The sequence below is a fragment of the Paraburkholderia sp. RHO2 genome (assembly GCF_050955445.1).
Taxonomy (GTDB): domain Bacteria; phylum Actinomycetota; class Actinomycetes; order Mycobacteriales; family Mycobacteriaceae; genus Prescottella; species Prescottella agglutinans_A.
In genome coordinates this window covers 1821060-1836699 of record NZ_CP162617.1, presented here as the reverse complement: position 1 = coordinate 1836699, position 15640 = coordinate 1821060, and the positions used below count along the sequence as shown (strand labels likewise).

Below are 15640 nucleotides of genomic sequence, written 5' to 3'. Positions count from 1 at the left end.
TTATGCGTGCACGAAGTTCACTGTCCGAGGATCAGCGGGTGGTGGCTGTAGCGTTGTTCGAGGTCGGTGTGGGTGACCGCACGGTCGCGACGAGGTTGGGCGTGGGTCGGCCAGCCGTCAGACGGTTGTATGACCGGTGGCGGGTTCGCGGAAGAGGAGTTCTGGTGGCCAAACCTCGGGACAGACGGTCGTTCTCGTTCGAGTTGAAACTCGACGTAGTGCGCCGCGCTATCGCCGGCGAGGCGAAGGTCGACCTCGCCCGCGAGTTCGACCTGTCCTCGCCGAAACTGATCGAGACGTGGGTGCGCAAGTACCGCAACGAGGGCGAGGACGGGCTGCGCCCGAAGCGGGCCGGGCGTCCCCCGAAACCCGCCGATCCCGGGCCGGACGAGGTCAGTGAGCTCGAGCAGCTGCGCCGCGAGAACGAGGTGCTGCGGGCGCAGGTCGCCTACCTGGGAAAATTACGGGCCTTGAGGGCGCAACAACGACGGTGAAGGTCGCTGCCGTCGTCTCCCTCAAGGCCGAACACCGCATCGATGTGCTGCTCGAGGCCACCGGGGTGGCCCGGTCGACGTTCTTCTATCACCAGGCGCGTCTGCGGGCACCGGACCCGAACGCCGAGTTGAAGGCCGCGATCACCGAGGCGTTCGTGCGCAGCCGCGGCCGCTACGGGCACCGTCGCATCCACCACGCACTGACCCGTGCCGGCTGGCGGGTGGCGAAGAAGACGGTGCTGACGCTGATGCGCACGCTCGGGCTGGCCTGCCGGGTCCGACGCAAGCGCAAGTACGTCGCCTATCAGGGCCAGGTCGGCACGATCGCGGCGAACCTGCTCGACCGCGACTTCACCGCCGACGCCCCGAACCGCAAGTGGGTCACCGACGTGACCGAGTTCCGCATCGGCGACGACAAGCTGTATCTGTCACCGGTCATGGACCTGTTCGACCGGCAGATCGTCGCCCACTCGATCGGCCCGTCACCGACGCTGCAACTGACCAACAGTTCGCTGCAAGCCGCGCTCGCGACCCTCGACGACGGGCAGGCCCCGCTCGTGCACTCGGATCAGGGATTCCAGTACCAGCACTCGTCCTGGCGACGGCTGCTCGCTGAAGCCGCTGCGACCCAATCGATGTCGCGCAAGGCCAACTGCTACGACAACGCCGTGATGGAGAACTTCTTCGGCCACCTCAAAGCCGAGCTCTTCGACCACACCCGATACCCCGACACCGAGGCGCTGACCACCGCGATCGACGACTACATCGACTGGTACAACACCGAACGGATCTCCACAAAACTCGAGGGCCTGAGCCCGGTGCAATACCGGACCCAGGCCCTCGCGGCTTAGGCTCCCACTTAGCCAGTCCAACAATCGGGGACCAGTTCACATGCGCTGCGAGCGTACGAAGGGTCCCTTCAGCTGGGCCGTCGGCTCAGCCGAGCGCGCGGCGCATCAGGTCGGCGACCATCGGATCGAAGGCGACGAGCGTGACGGTCCCGACGTCTGTCCGGGTGGACCGGATGGCGGTGACCGCCTGCGCCACCGCATCCCCGGTGGGCCAGCCGAAGGCGCCCGCCGAGATGAGCGGGAACGCGACCGTCGCGGCGCCGAGTTCGTCGGCGACCGCGAGGCAGCTCCGGTAGCACGAGCGCAGCACCTCGCGGCGGTCCTCGTTCCGCGAGTAGCGCGGGCCGACGGTGTGGATCACCCAGTTCGCGGGCAGCTCCCCCGCGGTCGTGGCGACGGCCGCCCCCTCGGCCAGGCCGTCGGGCAGCGTGGTCGCGCGCAGCGCGCGACACGCCGCGAGGATCGCGGGACCGCCGCGGCGGTGGATCGCGCCGTCCACGCCGCCACCGCCGAGCAGCGACGAGTTCGCGGCGTTGACGACGGCGTCCACCCGCTGCGCGGTGATGTCGCCCTGGACGATGTCGATGACGGTCATGCGTCCTCCTGCGGTGTCGTGGCAGTGACCTCACCGCCGCCACGGACGGTGCCGACGGCGAGGCGGACCAGGTCGTCGGCCCGGTAGCCGGGCCAGCCGTGCAGCATCCGCCGCCAGCGGTCCGGCACGGCGGACGCACCCCACCGCGCCCCGAGCAGGCCGCCCGCGATCGCCGCGGTGGTGTCGGTGTCGTGGCCGGCGCGCACCGCCCGTTCCAGCGCACGCTGCAGGTGCTCGGACGCCGGGCCCGTCTCCATTGTGGTGGTGATCGCCCACCACGCGGTGAGCAGCGCGTCGACGACCCAGCCATTGTTGGGGAAGTCGGCCGGCGTGCCGCGTTCGGCCGTGTCGAGCCGCGGCGCCCAGTAGCCGCGCACCCCCGCCGGGGCGGCGTCGAGGTACTCGCGGACCCCGTCGAAGGTACCGTGCAGCACGGCGTGGCGGATCGCGTGGGTCCACATCTCGCACGCCTCGACGGCGCGCTCGTCGTGGTGGGTGAGCAGCCCGATCGCGCGGGCCGCCCGCACGCACCCCTGGGCGTCGTCGAGGTAGGCCAACGCGACCGGGGCCGTCCGCATGAGCGAGCCGTTGCCGCCCTTGCGCCCCGGCAGCGACCACGCGATCTGCCGCATCTCGTCGGCGGACGCGGGTCGCCGTGAGAGCACCGCCGACGTCTGGTTCCCGATGTCGGCCGGACCCGAGTCGTACCACCGGACGAACTGCGCCGCAACGGCATCCAGTCCCGAACCGCCGGAGATGTCGCCGCCGGTCGCGGCCACCTCGGCGATCGCGAGGGCCATCGAGGTGTCGTCGGTCCACTCCCCCGGGGCGAACGCGCCGATGCCGCCGCCGATCATGTCGATCACGGCGTCCGTCGCCGGCGTCGTGAACTCGTAGCCGGCCCCCAACGCGTCGCCGGCGGCGGTGGCCAGCAGCACCCCCGCGGCGCGGTCGGCGCGGTCCTCGGTCGATATCATCGAACCCCCTTGGATCGTTTTTGCGCTAAAGATTAGATCGTCGTTGCGCTAATCTGCAAGGGTGACTGAGCGCGCATCCGATTCCGAGTGGCGGGACACCGGCGGCAAGGCACTCACGGACTACCCGCGGCCCTCGGTGGCCGTCGACGTCGCGGTCCTCACCGTGCAGACCGGCCGACTCCACGTCCTGGTGGTCGGCAGCCCCCGCGGTGGGCTCGCGCTCCCGGGGTCGTTCCTGCGGCCCGGCGAGCGCCTGGCCGACGCGGCCGAGCGGGCGCTGAGCACCAAGGCCGGACTGCTCGGCGCCGACTTCCATCAGCTGGCGATGTTCGACGCCCCCGACCGCGACGACCGCGGCTGGGTGCTGTCGATGGCGCACGGCGCGACGCTGCCCCGCGACGAACTGCCCCGCGACGCCGAACTCGTCCGCGTCGACGGGCGCGCCGCGTCCGAGCCGCTGGCATTCGACCACGCCGACATGGTCTCGCGGGCCGTCGACGACCTCCGTGTCCGCTACGGCCGCCGGATCGACCCGTCCGGACTGCTCCCTGACACCTTCACGGTGCTCGAACTTCGACGCCTGTACGAGACCGTGTTCGATCGTTCGCTGCCCAAGGACTCGTTCCGGCGACTCGTCATCGACGCGATCGAGCCCACCGGACGGATGTCGACCAGCGGCGCCGGACGTCCGGCCGAGTTGTTCCGGCGCCGCGGCGACGCCGAGCTTCCGGCCGGCGCCGCGGGACTCCTCACCGATTGACGAGCCCGATCGGCCTGCCGGGCCGGACTTGTCGGTCTGCCGCGCTACGTTGAACTCGACACGGGACACGCGCCGTACCGGCACCCGCCCGTGACACTCGGGCCCGACAGACAGGGGGGGCACATGTTCGAGATCACCAGCTTCGACGAGGCAGTCGACCGGTCGTGGATCACCTTCCAGCACAACCTCGCCGACCATCTTTCCGCGATGTGCAATGACGACATCCTGATCCTCGACTGGATCGAGGAGTCCACCGTCGAGGGCTTCACGCCGTGGATGCAATTCCTGCTGTGGGACAACGAGTTCGTGCGCGCGGAGGTGTCGTCGAACGCGTACCTGGCGCCGCTGTACACGCTCGCATCGGAGTCCGAGAACCGACTCTGCGCGCTGGGGTGGGGGCGCCCGACGCACCTTCCTCACGAGGAGCCCGACGACGGGTCGCCCGCGTTCTTCGTCGACAAGGAGCAGCGCTGGGCCGACCAGATCGCGGCGATGACCGTCTCGACGCTGCGGGAGATCTGGAACGTCCCGCATCCCAGCTTCCTGCGCACCGAGATGATCGGCAGTCTCGAGGGGACCGACCTGATCGGAGCCGACACGACCGACGTCGACATCGAACCCGCGGGCCTCGGTCTCGACGACTCCGCGGCTGTCGTGCCCGGCGATCCTCGAGAACTCCGCGACCTCGTCGCCCGCACCGTCGAACAGGCCCTGGGCTTCCCGCCCGAACTCGACGAGGACGGGGATGTCGTCCTCGAACTGGACGACCAACCGGTGTTCGTGATCGCGCATCCCGACCGGCCGCTCGTGCGGGTGTGGGTGCCGCTGCTGTACGCGGTCGCGGGGCGCACCCGCGCCGCCGAGATCGTCTGCGACCTCACCCGGCGCTGGCCCGGCATCCGCTTCACGCTGGACGACGACCGACTCAATGCGTCGATCGACATCTCCGGAAACCCCTTCGTACCGCGTCATCTCGCAGACGCGCTCGACCTGTTCGGCAAGTTCGCGCCCACGGTCGACGCCGGGTTCGCGGCGCGATTCGACGGCAGGCGGTTCGCCGACGGACTTCCTCGGGGCGAAGCCGACGAGCAACTCCTCCTCGCCGTCGGCGGCGACGAGGACGAGGACGCGGGCGACCTGCCGCCGGCGCTGATGACGCTGCTCCACCTCGACCCGAACGGCTCCGGGGCGCTGAGCGCACACGAGGTGGCGGCGGTGTGCGGACACGACCGCGACGCTGTCCTCGAATTCCTGAAGATCACCAAGGAACAGGAGCTCAGCTGGCGCGAGTCCTCGAGAACAGCCCGCGCCGACGATGATTCGGAGGAAGCAGACGTCTGCGACTGCGAGGCTCGCGTGTGGGCTCAGACGCACGAATCGCTGCGCGCGGCGCTCCGGGTGATCGCACTCCCCGATCCCCCGCGGCTCACGCCGTCGGCCGTCAAGCCCGATCAGATGGATCTGTTCGGAGAGCCGACCGAGCAGACGCTGTTCGACGCGAACACGATCGAACCCCCGGACCACACCGCGCGGGGCTCCGAGTGAGTGTTCACCCCGCTCGAGTGCCCGGCGACTGATCTTTCGATCCGATCCCCTGCAGTGCCGACGAAATCTGCGAAATCAAGGTCGTCGAACACGGTGCCCCGAAGGGCCGTCGGGTGGACAATGAGTCTCGCCAGACCACTTCGGACCCGAGGGAAGGAAGGGTCATGTCAGAGGTATCAGGTGAATCGATCGTCCAACAGGGCGTCGCCAAGGGAACCTCGATGGGCGCCGCTGTCCTCCTCGTCACCGTCGGCGTGCTCGAGTTCCTGCAGGGAATCTCCGCGGTAGCCAAGGACGACGTGTTCGTCGTCGGGCTCCAATACACATACAAATTCGACGTCACCGCGTGGGGATGGATCCATCTCGTGCTCGGTGTCCTGGTCACGCTCGTGGGTGCCGTGTTGTTCACGGGCGCAACGTGGGCGCGGATCGGAGCGGTGGTGATCTGCGCCGTGTCGATCATCGTCAACTTCCTCTGGTTGCCGTACTACCCGTTGTGGGCAATCTTGATCATCGCGCTGAACACCGTGGTGATCTGGGCGGTAACCACCTGGAACCCCAAGGAGGTGTGACCTGTACGGGAACACGATGGACAACGGCCCCGAGAACAAGCCCCTCGACGAGAACGAACGCGCCGAACTCCTCCGGTTGCGCAACGAGGTGACGGCCCTGCGCACGCAGGTCGCCGAAACCACCACCGTCCCAACGGAGAAGGTCCCGCACGGCCCGCGCCACACGATGCGGTGGGTCGCGGTGACGATCCTGCTCGTTCTGGTGGCCGTGCTGTCCATCGTGTCGGTGACATCCCGGTTCACCCGCAGCCAGATCCTCGACACCGACCGGTACGTCGCCACCGTCGCGCCGTTGGGTGAGGATCCGGCGATCCAGGCGGAGATCTCGAACCAGATCACGGACGAGATCTTCGACCGCGTCGACGTCGAGGCGCTCACCACGGAGGCGCTGACGGCGCTCACCAACGCGTCGAACCTCGCCGAGAATGCGCCGCGCGTCAATCAGATCCTGGGCGGGCTGGGGCCGGTGATCGCCGGGCAGGCAAGGAACTTCATCAGCGACACCGTGACCACGTTCGTCCAGTCGCAACAGTTCGAGGACCTCTGGATCCAGGCCAACCGCTCCGCACACAACGCACTCGTCTCGGTGGTGACGGGCAACTACGGGGTCAGCTCCGTGGAGGTCGACCAGAGCGGCACTGTCAGCATCTCGCTCGCGACGATCATCGACAACGTCCGCACCGAACTGACCGACCGCGGTTTCACCTTCGCCGAGAAGATTCCGAGCGTGGACAAACAGTTCGTGCTGTTCCAGTCTCCCGACCTGGTGAAGGCGCAACGCGCGGTCAACGCCCTCGACAAGGCCTCGGCCGTGCTGCCGTGGCTGACCATCGCGTGCGCGGCCGCAGCCGTCGCGGTCGCCCCCAACGGACGCCGTTTGCGCACACTGTCTCTCGCGGGGCTGTCGATCGCCCTGGGGATGCTCGTCCTGGCGATCGGGATCCTCGTCGGACGCGCGATCTACCTGAACGAGGTTCCGCCCGACGTCCTGTCGCCCGACGCCGCGACCGCGGTGATCGACACCATCCTGGTGCCGCTGCGAACGAGCCTGCGGGCCGTCGCGGTGTTCGGCCTCGTGATCGCACTGGGCGCGTACCTGATCGGAGGCTCATCGTCGGCCGCGCTCGTGCGCCGCGGTTTCGGCCGCGGCCTCGACGTCGCACGCCACCCCACGCCGGGCCGCACTCCGAGCACCGTGGAACGGTGGGCCGCGCAGGCACGAATCCCGCTGCGATGCCTCATCATCGGCATCGCCGCACTGCTGTTGATCTTCTGGCGCTACCCCACCGGGCTCGTCGTGCTGTGGATCGTGCTCATCGGTCTGCTCGCCCTCCTGGCGCTGGAGATTCTGATCCGTCCCGCCCGGGCCGGCGTGCCGCCCGAGAGCAACACCCCCAACGAAGCGGAACCAGTCACCGGCCACGAGTCCGAGACCGAGTCGAGCTAGAGCGTGCACCCCGAGGAACACACCACCCGCATTCGTGCACTCGGACTACCCGATACGGTCGTGCGCATCGCCGTCGAGGGCGGCGCGACCGTGCACCCAGTTCTGCGGGACCTGGCCGATTCCGTCTGGGCACCGGCCTGGTCGATCGTGGAGGGCCGTCCCGACCTCGTTCCGTTGTGGAGCGCGGGCACCGCCACGGTGCTCGCCGCTCCGGACGGCACCGTGCACCGATGGAGCGCCGAGTGCCCCGGCGAACCCCTCGACTCCTATCCCGACTTCGCGTCCGCCGTCCGCCACCTACTCACCGACCTCTGGGAACTGGACAGGGAAGACGATGACCGTCGCGCCGTCGCCCACCTCCTGCTGCCGCCCGAGCAGGTCGAGGCAGCCCTCGACCCGATAGAGCGCTGAGCACGCAGGACAATGGCGAGAAGTGCTGCCCGACAGCACTCTGTCAGCACGAAGTGGGTGATCCGGCCGCGTGGCCGGATCACCCACCCCGTCGGTGTCGTCGACGCCGAGACCTACGCCTCGATTCGCGCCCGCCGAAGACCCTCTCCTACGACAGGGCCTTGGCTTTGAGCGCCGCGAACTCTTCGTCGCTGATGAGTCCGGCGCTCCGCAGTCGCTGGGCGTCGGAGATCTGTTCGGCGCGAGACTTGCCCGCGATCCGCCGGGCGGTCGCGTCCTGGCTCTCCGCGAGCCTCTCGGACGCGACCCGTGAGCGGCGTGCCATGCCTTCGCCTCTCACGATCAGATAGATCAGAGCCGAGAAGAACGGCACGACGAACAGGAAGAGAATCCACGCCGCCTTCGCCCATCCGCGTGTCGCGCGATCCCTGAACAGGTCAGCGAAGATCGCGAAGAGCACGATCAGGTAGGCGCCGAATGCAAAGCACGCGAGGACTACCCAGAAGAAATCCCAGAAGCTGTCCATCCTTCGGCTCCGTTCTCCCTGTCGACCGGCCGCCGCTCACGAGGCCAGGATTCTCGCCTTCTCCGCAGCGAATTCCTGCTCGGTGAGGACGCCCTGAGCCTTGAGCTCGCCAAGCTGCTTGAGGGCCTCGATGCGATCGATCTGGCCGGCGCCCGGCGCAGAAGGAGCCGGCGGAGGCGGCGGCGGGGCCTGGTACTGCGGCTCCCGGTACTGCGGGGGCTGCTCCTGCGCGGCCCAGCGCTGTCCCTGCCGACGCGACACTCGGTTCGATACCGCCGTCGCGGTTCCCGCGACGACGGCGGTCCGGGCCACACCCCGGAGAAGTCCCGGCATGATGTTCTCCTCGATCTCTCAGTTGGCGGCGTCGAGCGCATCGAGTGCCGACAGCACGCTTTGGACGGGGATCCTTCCGGAGGCCACGAGTTGGGCGCCCTCACGCCGCAGCGCGGCCGCGAACGGTGCCGCCCAACAGTTTTCGTAGACCAGAATCGCGCCGGCGCAGCCCGGTTCGAGGACGGCCGCGGCCTCCTCGAGATCGGACCGGTCGATCAGGCCGGACGCCGCTTCCGCGAACAGAGTCACGTCGATACCACCCTCGAACCCGAGGTCCTCGATCGCGATTCCGGCCAGCGACCCGTCGACGTCCTTCCGGACGAACACGAGGTCCAGGACCCGGATGATGCCCCGCTCGACCAGGTCGCGCAGGTGTGGCAGAGCAGATCCGTCCGGCTTCCGGTCTGCCGGGAATTCCACCACGAGATAGTCGATTGGTCCGAGTTCGTCGAGTTCCGTGTCGTTCACCGCACGCCCTCACTTCCCGAGGCGGCGGACCCGAAACCAGGGTGGTACCCGGCGCCGGATCCGGCGCGATCATGTACCGCTCGAAGTTGCGAGATCAGTATTCCATCGGCGCATGCCGCATGGGGGATCTACGGGAATATTCGGTCCCGACGTCGGTGCTGTACCCAGGTAACGTGCGATTGTAAGCACAACGAAAGGAGCCCGGCCGTGGCAAACAGGATCGAGCAAAACGCGGACGAGAATCGGTTCGAGATCTACGTCGACGACGCACTCGCCGGCTACGCCGACTACGTCGAGCGCGACGGTGTGCGGGACTTCGGGCACACCGTCACCGACCCCGACTTCCGCGGGCAGGGTCTGGCCGGCCAGGTGGTGAAGGCTGCGCTCGACACGTCTCGCGAACAGGGTTTCACGATCGTGCCGTCGTGCTCCTACGTGGAGAAGTACATCGCCACCCATCCCGAGTACGCGGACCTCGTCGCGTAGCCCGCATTCCGATAAGTGGGACCCGTTCACCCGCGCCGACGCGCCGCCGGGTAACTATGACGTCATAGGTAGAACAGGTTTTCATCTAGCCAACGAGGTTGCGTATATGAGTGGCGCTTCGGCCATCGGTGATGGCATCTTCCAGATCACGGTCCCCATGTCCCACAACCCGCTGGGCAGCACCCTGGTGTACGCGATGGAGTCGCCGGGCGGCCTGATTCTCGTCGACGCCGGCTGGGACGGCGACGAGGGATGGGACGGACTGACGTCGGGCCTCGAATCGATCGGACACTCGATATCGGAGGTCGAGGGCGTCGTGCTCACCCACTTCCATCCCGACCACACTGGTCTGTGCGGGCGTGTGCGGGAGGCGTCGGGCGCGTGGATCGCGATGCACGAGGCCGATCACGACATGTTCGAGAAGATGTCGTCCGGCCGGGACCAGGAGTGGATGGACTACCACCTGGTCAACCTCGAACGTGCCGGCGCTCCGCTCGCCGACCGCGAGGCCTTCGCCCGGGCCGCCGAGGGCGACGCGCCCGTCGGACCGGAGTCGGCCCCCGACCGGATCCTCGTCGACGACGAACTGATCGCCCTGACCGGACGCGACCTGCGGGCGGTCTACACGCCGGGCCACACCCCCGGACACGTGTGCTTCTACCTCGAGGACGCCGACGTCATGTTCACCGGCGACCACGTGCTGCAGAAGACCACGCCGCACGTCGGCAACTTCGAGTACCCGCTCGAGGAGCGCGACGCGCTCGCCGAGTTCATGGACTCGCTGCGCCGCGTGCAGAAGATGGACATCACCCGCGGGCTCGGGGCGCACGGCGTCCCGATCCTGGACGTCGCAGGCCGCGCCGGTGAACTGATCGATCACCACGAGGAACGTCTCGACCACCTCTACGAGGCCTTCGGTGACGACCAGATCACCGTGTGGCAGGTTGCCGAGCGGATGAAGTGGTACCGGCCGTGGGACAAGTTCCATCCGATGGCGAAGGGGATGGCCCTGTCGGAGGCCGCCGCCCACCTGCGGCATCTGGTCGCGCGCGGCCAGGTCGCCGCGGTGCCGGGCACCGAGCCGGCGCGGTTCGCCCGCAACTGATCGAGACGCGCGATGGGGCCCGGCGAGAACCGCCGGGCCCCATCGTTATTCCTCGTCCTTGCGTGGACGCCCCGGTCGCCGCATCCGCTCGGCATTGGACGGTGCCCGCCCCGCGTCGTCGAGCGCGCGCCGCAACAGGAACTCGATCTGTGCGTTGGTGCTGCGCAGTTCGTCGGCGGCCCATCGTGCGAGCGCGTCGTGCACCGCGGGGTCGAGGCGCAACAGGACCTTCTTGCGTTCGACCATGACGGCGCAGCCTACTGGTAGAGGGTTCCGGTGTTGACTATCGGCTGAGCGCTCTGGTCGCCGCACAGCACCACGAGCAGGTTCGAGACCATCGCCGCCTTGCGTTCCTCGTCGAGTTCGACGGTGTGCTCGCGCTCGAGCCGTTCCAGGGCCGACGCGACCATGCCGACCGCGCCGTGGACGATCTGCTCGCGCGCGGCGATGACGGCACCGGCCTGCTGTCGGCGCAGCATCGCCTGCGCGATCTCCGGCGCGTACGCGAGCTGGTTGATCCGCGACTCGATCACCTGCACGCCTGCGGAGCGAACCCGCTCGCCCACCTCCTCGGACAGCCGCGAGGTGATCTCGTCCGCGTTCTGCCGCAACGAGATCGATGTCCCGTCGCCGTCGTACGGGTAGCTGCCGGCGATGTGGCGAACCGCGGCCTCGGTCTGGACCGCGACGAACTCCTCGAAGTCATCGACGTCGAACATCGCGCGGGCGGTGTCGCGCACCTGCCACACGATGACCGCGGAGATCTCGATCGGATTGCCGTCGGCGTCGTTGACCTTCGCCTTGCCGGTGTCGTGGTTGCGGATTCGCGTGGAGATCGCCCGCCGGGTGTTCAGCGGGTTGACCCAACGCAGGCCGTCCTCGCGCAACGTGCCCGCGTACGACCCTTGCAGCAGCTGCAGGACCCGGGCCTGGCCGGGCTCGATCAGGACGAGTCCCACGAGGGCGTCGAGGGCAAGGAAGACGAGCACGCCGCCGGCGACGATGAGCGCGATGTTCGGGTCCGACCCGAGGAAGATCCCGGCGGCGATCAGACCGGCACCGGCGACGAGCGCCAGCAGCCCACCGATCGCGAAGGGCCAACCGTTCGCGGACCAGCCAGGGCGTTCCTCCACCCCTGTCGAGTCGATCGCATCCCTGGGCGCGAATTCGGTTACCGCTGTCATCGTGTCCTCCTCGTCGGCGCGGCCCGCGTCAGCGCGTGCCGCCGAAAGAGATATTAAAGTGATATCACTTTTTAGGCAATCGCAGCGCGGCACGACTCCGCCGCGCCCCGACCAACTCACCCGACGCCGGAATCGACCGATTCGGACCGCTCGTGATCTAGCGTGGCTGCATGGACTCGATCGGCTTGCGGGTGGCGCTGTGCCTGACATTCACGATCGCGGGGACCGCGCTCGTCTGGACCGCACGGGCAGCAGCGAGCGGCCGCCTGGGCCGGAACCCATACGTGGGCGTCCGCACCCCCACCACGATGGCGAGCGACACCACATGGATTGCCGCACACCGTGCGAGCAGGCCGTTCACCGAGATCGGCGGGTGGCTCGCGATCGTCGCCGGGCTCGGCGCACTGGTCCCGATGCCGGAAACGATGCTCACGGCGCTCGGGATCGCCGGGGCGGCATGCCTGGTCGGATTCGCCCTCGTCGGAGCCTGGATCGGGGTCCGCGCCGCCCGCAGTACGCCGCCGGAACCCGAAGACCACGGACCCGCGACGACCCAGCAGTCGACAGACGCGCCCTAGGCCCGCGGACTACCCCCGGAAGTCGGACTTCGTGTATTCGGAGAGCGGCGAGAATCCCAGGCCGCGCAGCCCCGCCGCCTCGCAGGCGCTTTTGAACTCGTCAGTGCAGACGAGCGCGCCGTCGACGTCGGTGCAGATGAAGGCCGCAGCCTCGGGGACGCGCGCCTCCGCGATCTCGAACCGCGCGACGGAGTCGAACCTCGGCGCGTCCGGGATGATGCGATCGCGGGACGGCTCACCGCTGACAGGATCGATCTCGAGCTCGACATCGGATGCCGCCACGTCGATCACCGACGCCCACTCACCCCAGCGCAGGTAGCTGTACCTTCGCCGTCGGCATCCCGCCGGACTGCAGCACTCGCACGGGCACCGCCACGAGCCGGAGCCCGAAGTCCCGGCAGATCCGCACGAACTCTTCCGATGCGAGCCGGTTGACGCCCCAGTAGTCGACGTCGAGCCGCCGATTGGTCGTGACGAGCTCGTAGTCCGACTCGATCGCGGACTCGGCGGGTTCGGGATCGAACGCGTCCCAGTCCCACGGCCGGTTGAGTTTGCCCCTGAGAACCAGCGGGCAACCGGGTTCCCCGGCCACGTACTCGACGATCCACAGCATCATGGCCCTCGTTCTCTCGATCCAGCCGCGTGAATCGCGCGGTTGAGCGGGGACCGGTCAACCCTCGTCGCGCAGCACCTTCGCCGATTCGGCGAACCGACGCACCTGCTCGTCCTGCCACACGTGCGCCTGGGTGCCGCCGCCGAGAACGCGACTCGCGAGCGCCGACGACGTCGCGATCGGAACGTCACTGCCGGCGATGACGACGTTGCCGTCACGCCGGCCCTTGAGCATCGCCGGATCGGCGATGATCGCCGTGTGCTCGAAGACCGCGCCGATCGTCGCGGCCTCCGCCCGGGCGCCACGCAGGTCCGGGGTGTCCCCACAGTTGACGACGTAGATCCCGCCCGGTGACAGCACGCGCCGCGCGTGCCGGGTGAACTCGAGCGTGGTCAGCGGGCGCGGGGTGGTGCGGCCCGCGAACACGTCACGGATGATCAGATCGCGGCTGTCGGCCGTGAGGGTCTCGGTGACCGCGCGCGCCTCCCCCACCCGCACCCGCAGGAGCGGGGCCCGGGGCAGGTCGAACCACTCTCGCACCAGGACGGCGAGGCGACCGTCGAGTTCGACGACCACCTGTCGGGCCTCCGGCCACATCGACGCGAAAGCCCGCGCCAGCGTGCACGCACCCCCGCCGAGGTGGAGGATGCGCAGCTTGGACGACGAATCCCACTGGGACCGAACGAGTTCAGATATCCACCGCATGTAGTCGAAGGCCAGTGTCTGCGGATCACCGAGGTCGATGTGCGAACTCGGCTCACCGTTGATCCGCAGGATCCAGCTCTGCTGGTCGAACGGATCCTCCTCGAGTTCGCACATCCCGGTGTCGATCTCGTAGGTGCCGGCGACGGGTTCACCGTCGCCGCGAGGGCTGCGGCCCTCTGCCCTGCGGCCGCCCCGCTGCCTGCCCATCGACGCCATCCCTGTTGCTCGTCTACGCCGCAACATCCGCGGACGCTCGATGACCAGGGTAGCGGTGGGCGACGGCGGGGCGACCGCCGGATTCCGTCGGTCAGACGGCGGCGCGGCGGCTCGCCTCGACGACGTCGCCGAGCCACGGCAGCACCGCGTCACGCACGGTGACGGCGCGCGGCAGCAGCCCGTTGGCGTGCAGCAGGTCGGCCGCCCGCTGCTGCTCGTCGAGGAACTCCGCCGTGACCGGACCGATCCCGAACGGCCGGCCACGCAGCGCCTCCTCCCAGCGGTCGAGATCGGCGGTGCCGCCGTGCCTTTCGGCGTCCTCGACGAAGAACCGTGCGGCCTCACGCGGATTCGCCACGATCCAGGCGTCCGACTCCTGCAGCGCCGCGATCACCGCCTCGAGCTCCGGGCGGCGAGTCTCGGCGAACTCCCGCCGTACGAACCACAGCGACGGGTGGCTGAACAGACCGTCGGTGTCGACGAGGGTGCGCACCTCCGTCTGCGCCTCCACCTCGGCCAGGCCCGGGTAGGCGCCGACCCACGCATCGATCTCCCCGGCGAGGAGCGCGGCCCCACCGCGGTCGACGTCGACGTCCACCGGGACGATGTCCGACCAGGTCAGACCGTCGCGGTCCAGCGCCAGCAACACCAGGGTGGTCTGCCACGAGCCGTGCGCGACACCGACCCGCTTGCCACGCAGGTCCGAAACCGTCCGGATTCCGGACTCCGACAGCGCGACCAGCCGGCCGTTCTCGACCCGAGGTCCCGAGATGCCGACATACACGAGGTCCCGGCCCTGACCGAGCGCCGTGATGGGTGGGGTGAACCCGGTGCCGATGACGTCGTACCCGCCCTCCTCGAAGAGCCAGTCCGAGTGCAGTGTCGGCAGACCGTGCCGCGGATCGACTCGCTGCGGCGCGGGCAGCTCGCGCAGGTCGACCCACTCGACGTCGGGCAGGCGGAGTTCGAGCAGGCCGTTGTGGCGCATCGCGAACAGGGAGTTGTTGTTCGGGAAGTACCCGACTCGAATCGTCATGAGATGCTCCTCCTGACTGCGCGCGGCTCAGACGAGTCCGCGGCGACGGGCCTCGTCGAGCAGGCCGCTGCGGCCCCACTGGGCGACGAGGTTGGTCTTGTCGAAGTCGAGGGTGCCGCCGACGAGTTCACCGAGCGCCTGGTACTGCGCGCCCTCCTCGAGCAGCACCACGAACTTGGCGAGTTCGAGCAGTCCGTCGCGGCCGATGACGTTGACGCCGCCGTTGGCCTCGAAGATGGCGACGAGATCGGGGTCGTCGACGAGGCGGTCGAGGATGAAGTCGCCGGGCGACTGGCTGCGGTCGATGTGCGGCGGGATGTCGCGCGAGAGCGTCAGGCGCTGCGAGGCCGCGTACTTGATCCGCAGCGTGCGGTGGGTCTGCGCCCACCCGCCCAGCCACGGGGTGTGCACGTGCACGATCGACGTGATCTCGGGGTGCGCGCGGAACACCTTGGCGTAGCCGGTGACGAAGCCTGCGGGTCCGTCGCCGGACAGCACCTCGCCGTCGAAGGTCGCGAGAATCGGCTTCGCGCTGCGGTCCTCGGCCCACGGTCCGGGCTCGTTGAGCGCGACCGCCAGTTCCTCGCCGGGCACGCGTTCGACGAAGTTGACGGTGCCGTTGGCGGAGACGGTGCCGGTCTCCCGGAACACCCGGAACGCGGTGTCGGCGGCGCGGCGGGCGTCGTCGACGAACGCCTCGATCGCGGGAGTGATTCGAATTTCGGTGCTGGTCAAGGG

At 68.8% G+C, this 15640-nt stretch carries 22 protein-coding genes and 1 pseudogene; 11 read left to right on the top strand and 12 right to left on the bottom strand.

The annotated features are described in order from the left end of the window. Positions 1 to 2: 2 nt before the first annotated feature. The 3 genes and pseudogenes from ABTV10_RS08480 to ABTV10_RS08470 all read left to right on the top strand — a co-directional run. A pseudogene (locus tag ABTV10_RS08480) lies at positions 3 to 131 on the top strand (hypothetical protein); the annotation flags it as partial. A 33-nt stretch (positions 132 to 164) separates the two neighbouring features. Beyond that, the gene (locus tag ABTV10_RS08475) at positions 165 to 494 is read left to right on the top strand and encodes a transposase (protein WP_499035126.1); all 330 of its coding nucleotides are present in this window, start codon (positions 165 to 167) and stop codon (positions 492 to 494) included. Continuing rightward, positions 491 to 1345, top strand: a complete 855-nt coding sequence (locus tag ABTV10_RS08470; protein WP_499028888.1) for an IS3 family transposase — start codon at positions 491 to 493, stop codon at positions 1343 to 1345. Before ABTV10_RS08475 ends, ABTV10_RS08470 begins: the two co-directional genes overlap by 4 nt. 85 nt (positions 1346 to 1430) lie before the next feature. On the opposite strand, the gene ABTV10_RS08465 is transcribed toward ABTV10_RS08470, so the two are convergent. Together ABTV10_RS08465 and ABTV10_RS08460 are read right to left on the bottom strand one after the other, a co-directional pair. Then, positions 1431 to 1940 (bottom strand): O-acetyl-ADP-ribose deacetylase, encoded by a 510-nt coding sequence (locus ABTV10_RS08465; protein WP_499033964.1) that lies wholly within the window; start codon positions 1938 to 1940, stop codon positions 1431 to 1433. Continuing rightward, positions 1937 to 2917, bottom strand: coding sequence for an ADP-ribosylglycohydrolase family protein (locus ABTV10_RS08460; protein WP_499033962.1), 981 nt, complete (start codon positions 2915 to 2917; stop codon positions 1937 to 1939). The genes ABTV10_RS08465 and ABTV10_RS08460 overlap by 4 nt, the downstream gene beginning before the upstream one ends. Positions 2918 to 2978: 61 nt before the next feature. Here ABTV10_RS08460 and ABTV10_RS08455 point away from each other — a divergent pair, with 61 nt between their 5' ends. The 5 genes from ABTV10_RS08455 to ABTV10_RS08435 all read left to right on the top strand — a co-directional run bounded on the left by ABTV10_RS08455 (position 2979) and on the right by ABTV10_RS08435 (position 7652). Next, positions 2979 to 3677: an NUDIX hydrolase gene (locus tag ABTV10_RS08455; protein ID WP_499033960.1), complete on the top strand. Its 699-nt coding sequence runs from the start codon at positions 2979 to 2981 to the stop codon at positions 3675 to 3677. A gap of 123 nt (positions 3678 to 3800) precedes the next feature. Next, entirely contained in the window at positions 3801 to 5222 is a 1422-nt protein-coding gene (locus ABTV10_RS08450) for a T3SS (YopN, CesT) and YbjN peptide-binding chaperone 1 (RefSeq protein ID WP_499033958.1), read from the top strand. Positions 5223 to 5386: 164 nt separating this feature from the next. Then, on the top strand, positions 5387 to 5794 hold the full coding sequence (locus ABTV10_RS08445; RefSeq protein ID WP_499033956.1) for a DUF7144 family membrane protein: 408 nt from the start codon (positions 5387 to 5389) through the stop codon (positions 5792 to 5794). Between the two features lie 16 nt (positions 5795 to 5810). Then, the gene (locus ABTV10_RS08440; RefSeq protein WP_499033954.1) at positions 5811 to 7241 is read left to right on the top strand and encodes a hypothetical protein; all 1431 of its coding nucleotides are present in this window, start codon (positions 5811 to 5813) and stop codon (positions 7239 to 7241) included. A gap of 3 nt (positions 7242 to 7244) precedes the next feature. Further along, the gene (locus ABTV10_RS08435) at positions 7245 to 7652 is read left to right on the top strand and encodes a hypothetical protein (protein ID WP_499033952.1); all 408 of its coding nucleotides are present in this window, start codon (positions 7245 to 7247) and stop codon (positions 7650 to 7652) included. A gap of 148 nt (positions 7653 to 7800) precedes the next feature. On the opposite strand, the gene ABTV10_RS08430 is transcribed toward ABTV10_RS08435, so the two are convergent. From ABTV10_RS08430 to ABTV10_RS08420, 3 genes are read right to left on the bottom strand one after another with little or no spacing between them, the layout of a single operon-like run. Continuing rightward, on the bottom strand, positions 7801 to 8178 hold the full coding sequence (locus ABTV10_RS08430) for an SHOCT domain-containing protein (protein WP_499033951.1): 378 nt from the start codon (positions 8176 to 8178) through the stop codon (positions 7801 to 7803). A gap of 36 nt (positions 8179 to 8214) precedes the next feature. Next, on the bottom strand, positions 8215 to 8511 hold the full coding sequence (locus ABTV10_RS08425; RefSeq protein WP_499033949.1) for an SHOCT domain-containing protein: 297 nt from the start codon (positions 8509 to 8511) through the stop codon (positions 8215 to 8217). Positions 8512 to 8529: 18 nt separating this feature from the next. Beyond that, the gene (locus tag ABTV10_RS08420; protein WP_433611573.1) at positions 8530 to 8979 is read right to left on the bottom strand and encodes a DUF6325 family protein; all 450 of its coding nucleotides are present in this window, start codon (positions 8977 to 8979) and stop codon (positions 8530 to 8532) included. Between the two features lie 207 nt (positions 8980 to 9186). Between ABTV10_RS08420 and ABTV10_RS08415 the strand changes: the two genes are divergently transcribed. Beyond that, positions 9187 to 9465, top strand: coding sequence for a GNAT family N-acetyltransferase (locus tag ABTV10_RS08415; protein WP_499033948.1), 279 nt, complete (start codon positions 9187 to 9189; stop codon positions 9463 to 9465). 106 nt (positions 9466 to 9571) lie between these two features. Next, a complete protein-coding gene (locus ABTV10_RS08410) occupies positions 9572 to 10570 on the top strand; it encodes an MBL fold metallo-hydrolase (protein WP_499033947.1) in 999 nt (332 codons plus the stop codon). Between the two features lie 45 nt (positions 10571 to 10615). Here ABTV10_RS08410 and ABTV10_RS08405 read toward each other — a convergent pair whose 3' ends face one another. Both ABTV10_RS08405 and ABTV10_RS08400 read right to left on the bottom strand, forming a co-directional pair. Then, positions 10616 to 10816 carry a type II toxin-antitoxin system antitoxin gene (locus ABTV10_RS08405; protein WP_127917344.1) on the bottom strand — a complete coding sequence of 67 codons (201 nt, stop codon included), beginning with the start codon at positions 10814 to 10816 and terminating at the stop codon, positions 10616 to 10618. Between the two features lie 11 nt (positions 10817 to 10827). Further along, a complete protein-coding gene (locus ABTV10_RS08400; RefSeq protein ID WP_499033945.1) occupies positions 10828 to 11754 on the bottom strand; it encodes an SPFH domain-containing protein in 927 nt (308 codons plus the stop codon). 170 nt (positions 11755 to 11924) lie between these two features. On the opposite strand from ABTV10_RS08400, the gene ABTV10_RS08395 reads away from it, so the two are divergent. Next, entirely contained in the window at positions 11925 to 12332 is a 408-nt protein-coding gene (locus ABTV10_RS08395; RefSeq protein WP_499033944.1) for an SdpI family protein, read from the top strand. 9 nt (positions 12333 to 12341) lie between these two features. On the opposite strand, the gene ABTV10_RS08390 is transcribed toward ABTV10_RS08395, so the two are convergent. The 5 genes from ABTV10_RS08390 to ABTV10_RS08370 all read right to left on the bottom strand — a co-directional run bounded on the left by ABTV10_RS08390 (position 12342) and on the right by ABTV10_RS08370 (position 15637). Further along, positions 12342 to 12623, bottom strand: a complete 282-nt coding sequence (locus ABTV10_RS08390; protein ID WP_499033943.1) for a hypothetical protein — start codon at positions 12621 to 12623, stop codon at positions 12342 to 12344. Between the two features lie 10 nt (positions 12624 to 12633). Further along, positions 12634 to 12948 (bottom strand): hypothetical protein, encoded by a 315-nt coding sequence (locus tag ABTV10_RS08385; RefSeq protein ID WP_499033942.1) that lies wholly within the window; start codon positions 12946 to 12948, stop codon positions 12634 to 12636. Positions 12949 to 13002: 54 nt separating this feature from the next. Beyond that, on the bottom strand, positions 13003 to 13857 hold the full coding sequence (locus ABTV10_RS08380) for a spermidine synthase (protein WP_499033940.1): 855 nt from the start codon (positions 13855 to 13857) through the stop codon (positions 13003 to 13005). 100 nt (positions 13858 to 13957) lie between these two features. Then, positions 13958 to 14902 (bottom strand): ABC transporter substrate-binding protein, encoded by a 945-nt coding sequence (locus ABTV10_RS08375; protein WP_499033939.1) that lies wholly within the window; start codon positions 14900 to 14902, stop codon positions 13958 to 13960. A 27-nt stretch (positions 14903 to 14929) separates the two neighbouring features. Next, positions 14930 to 15637, bottom strand: coding sequence for a class II aldolase/adducin family protein (locus ABTV10_RS08370; RefSeq protein ID WP_499033938.1), 708 nt, complete (start codon positions 15635 to 15637; stop codon positions 14930 to 14932). Positions 15638 to 15640: the final 3 nt, after the last annotated feature.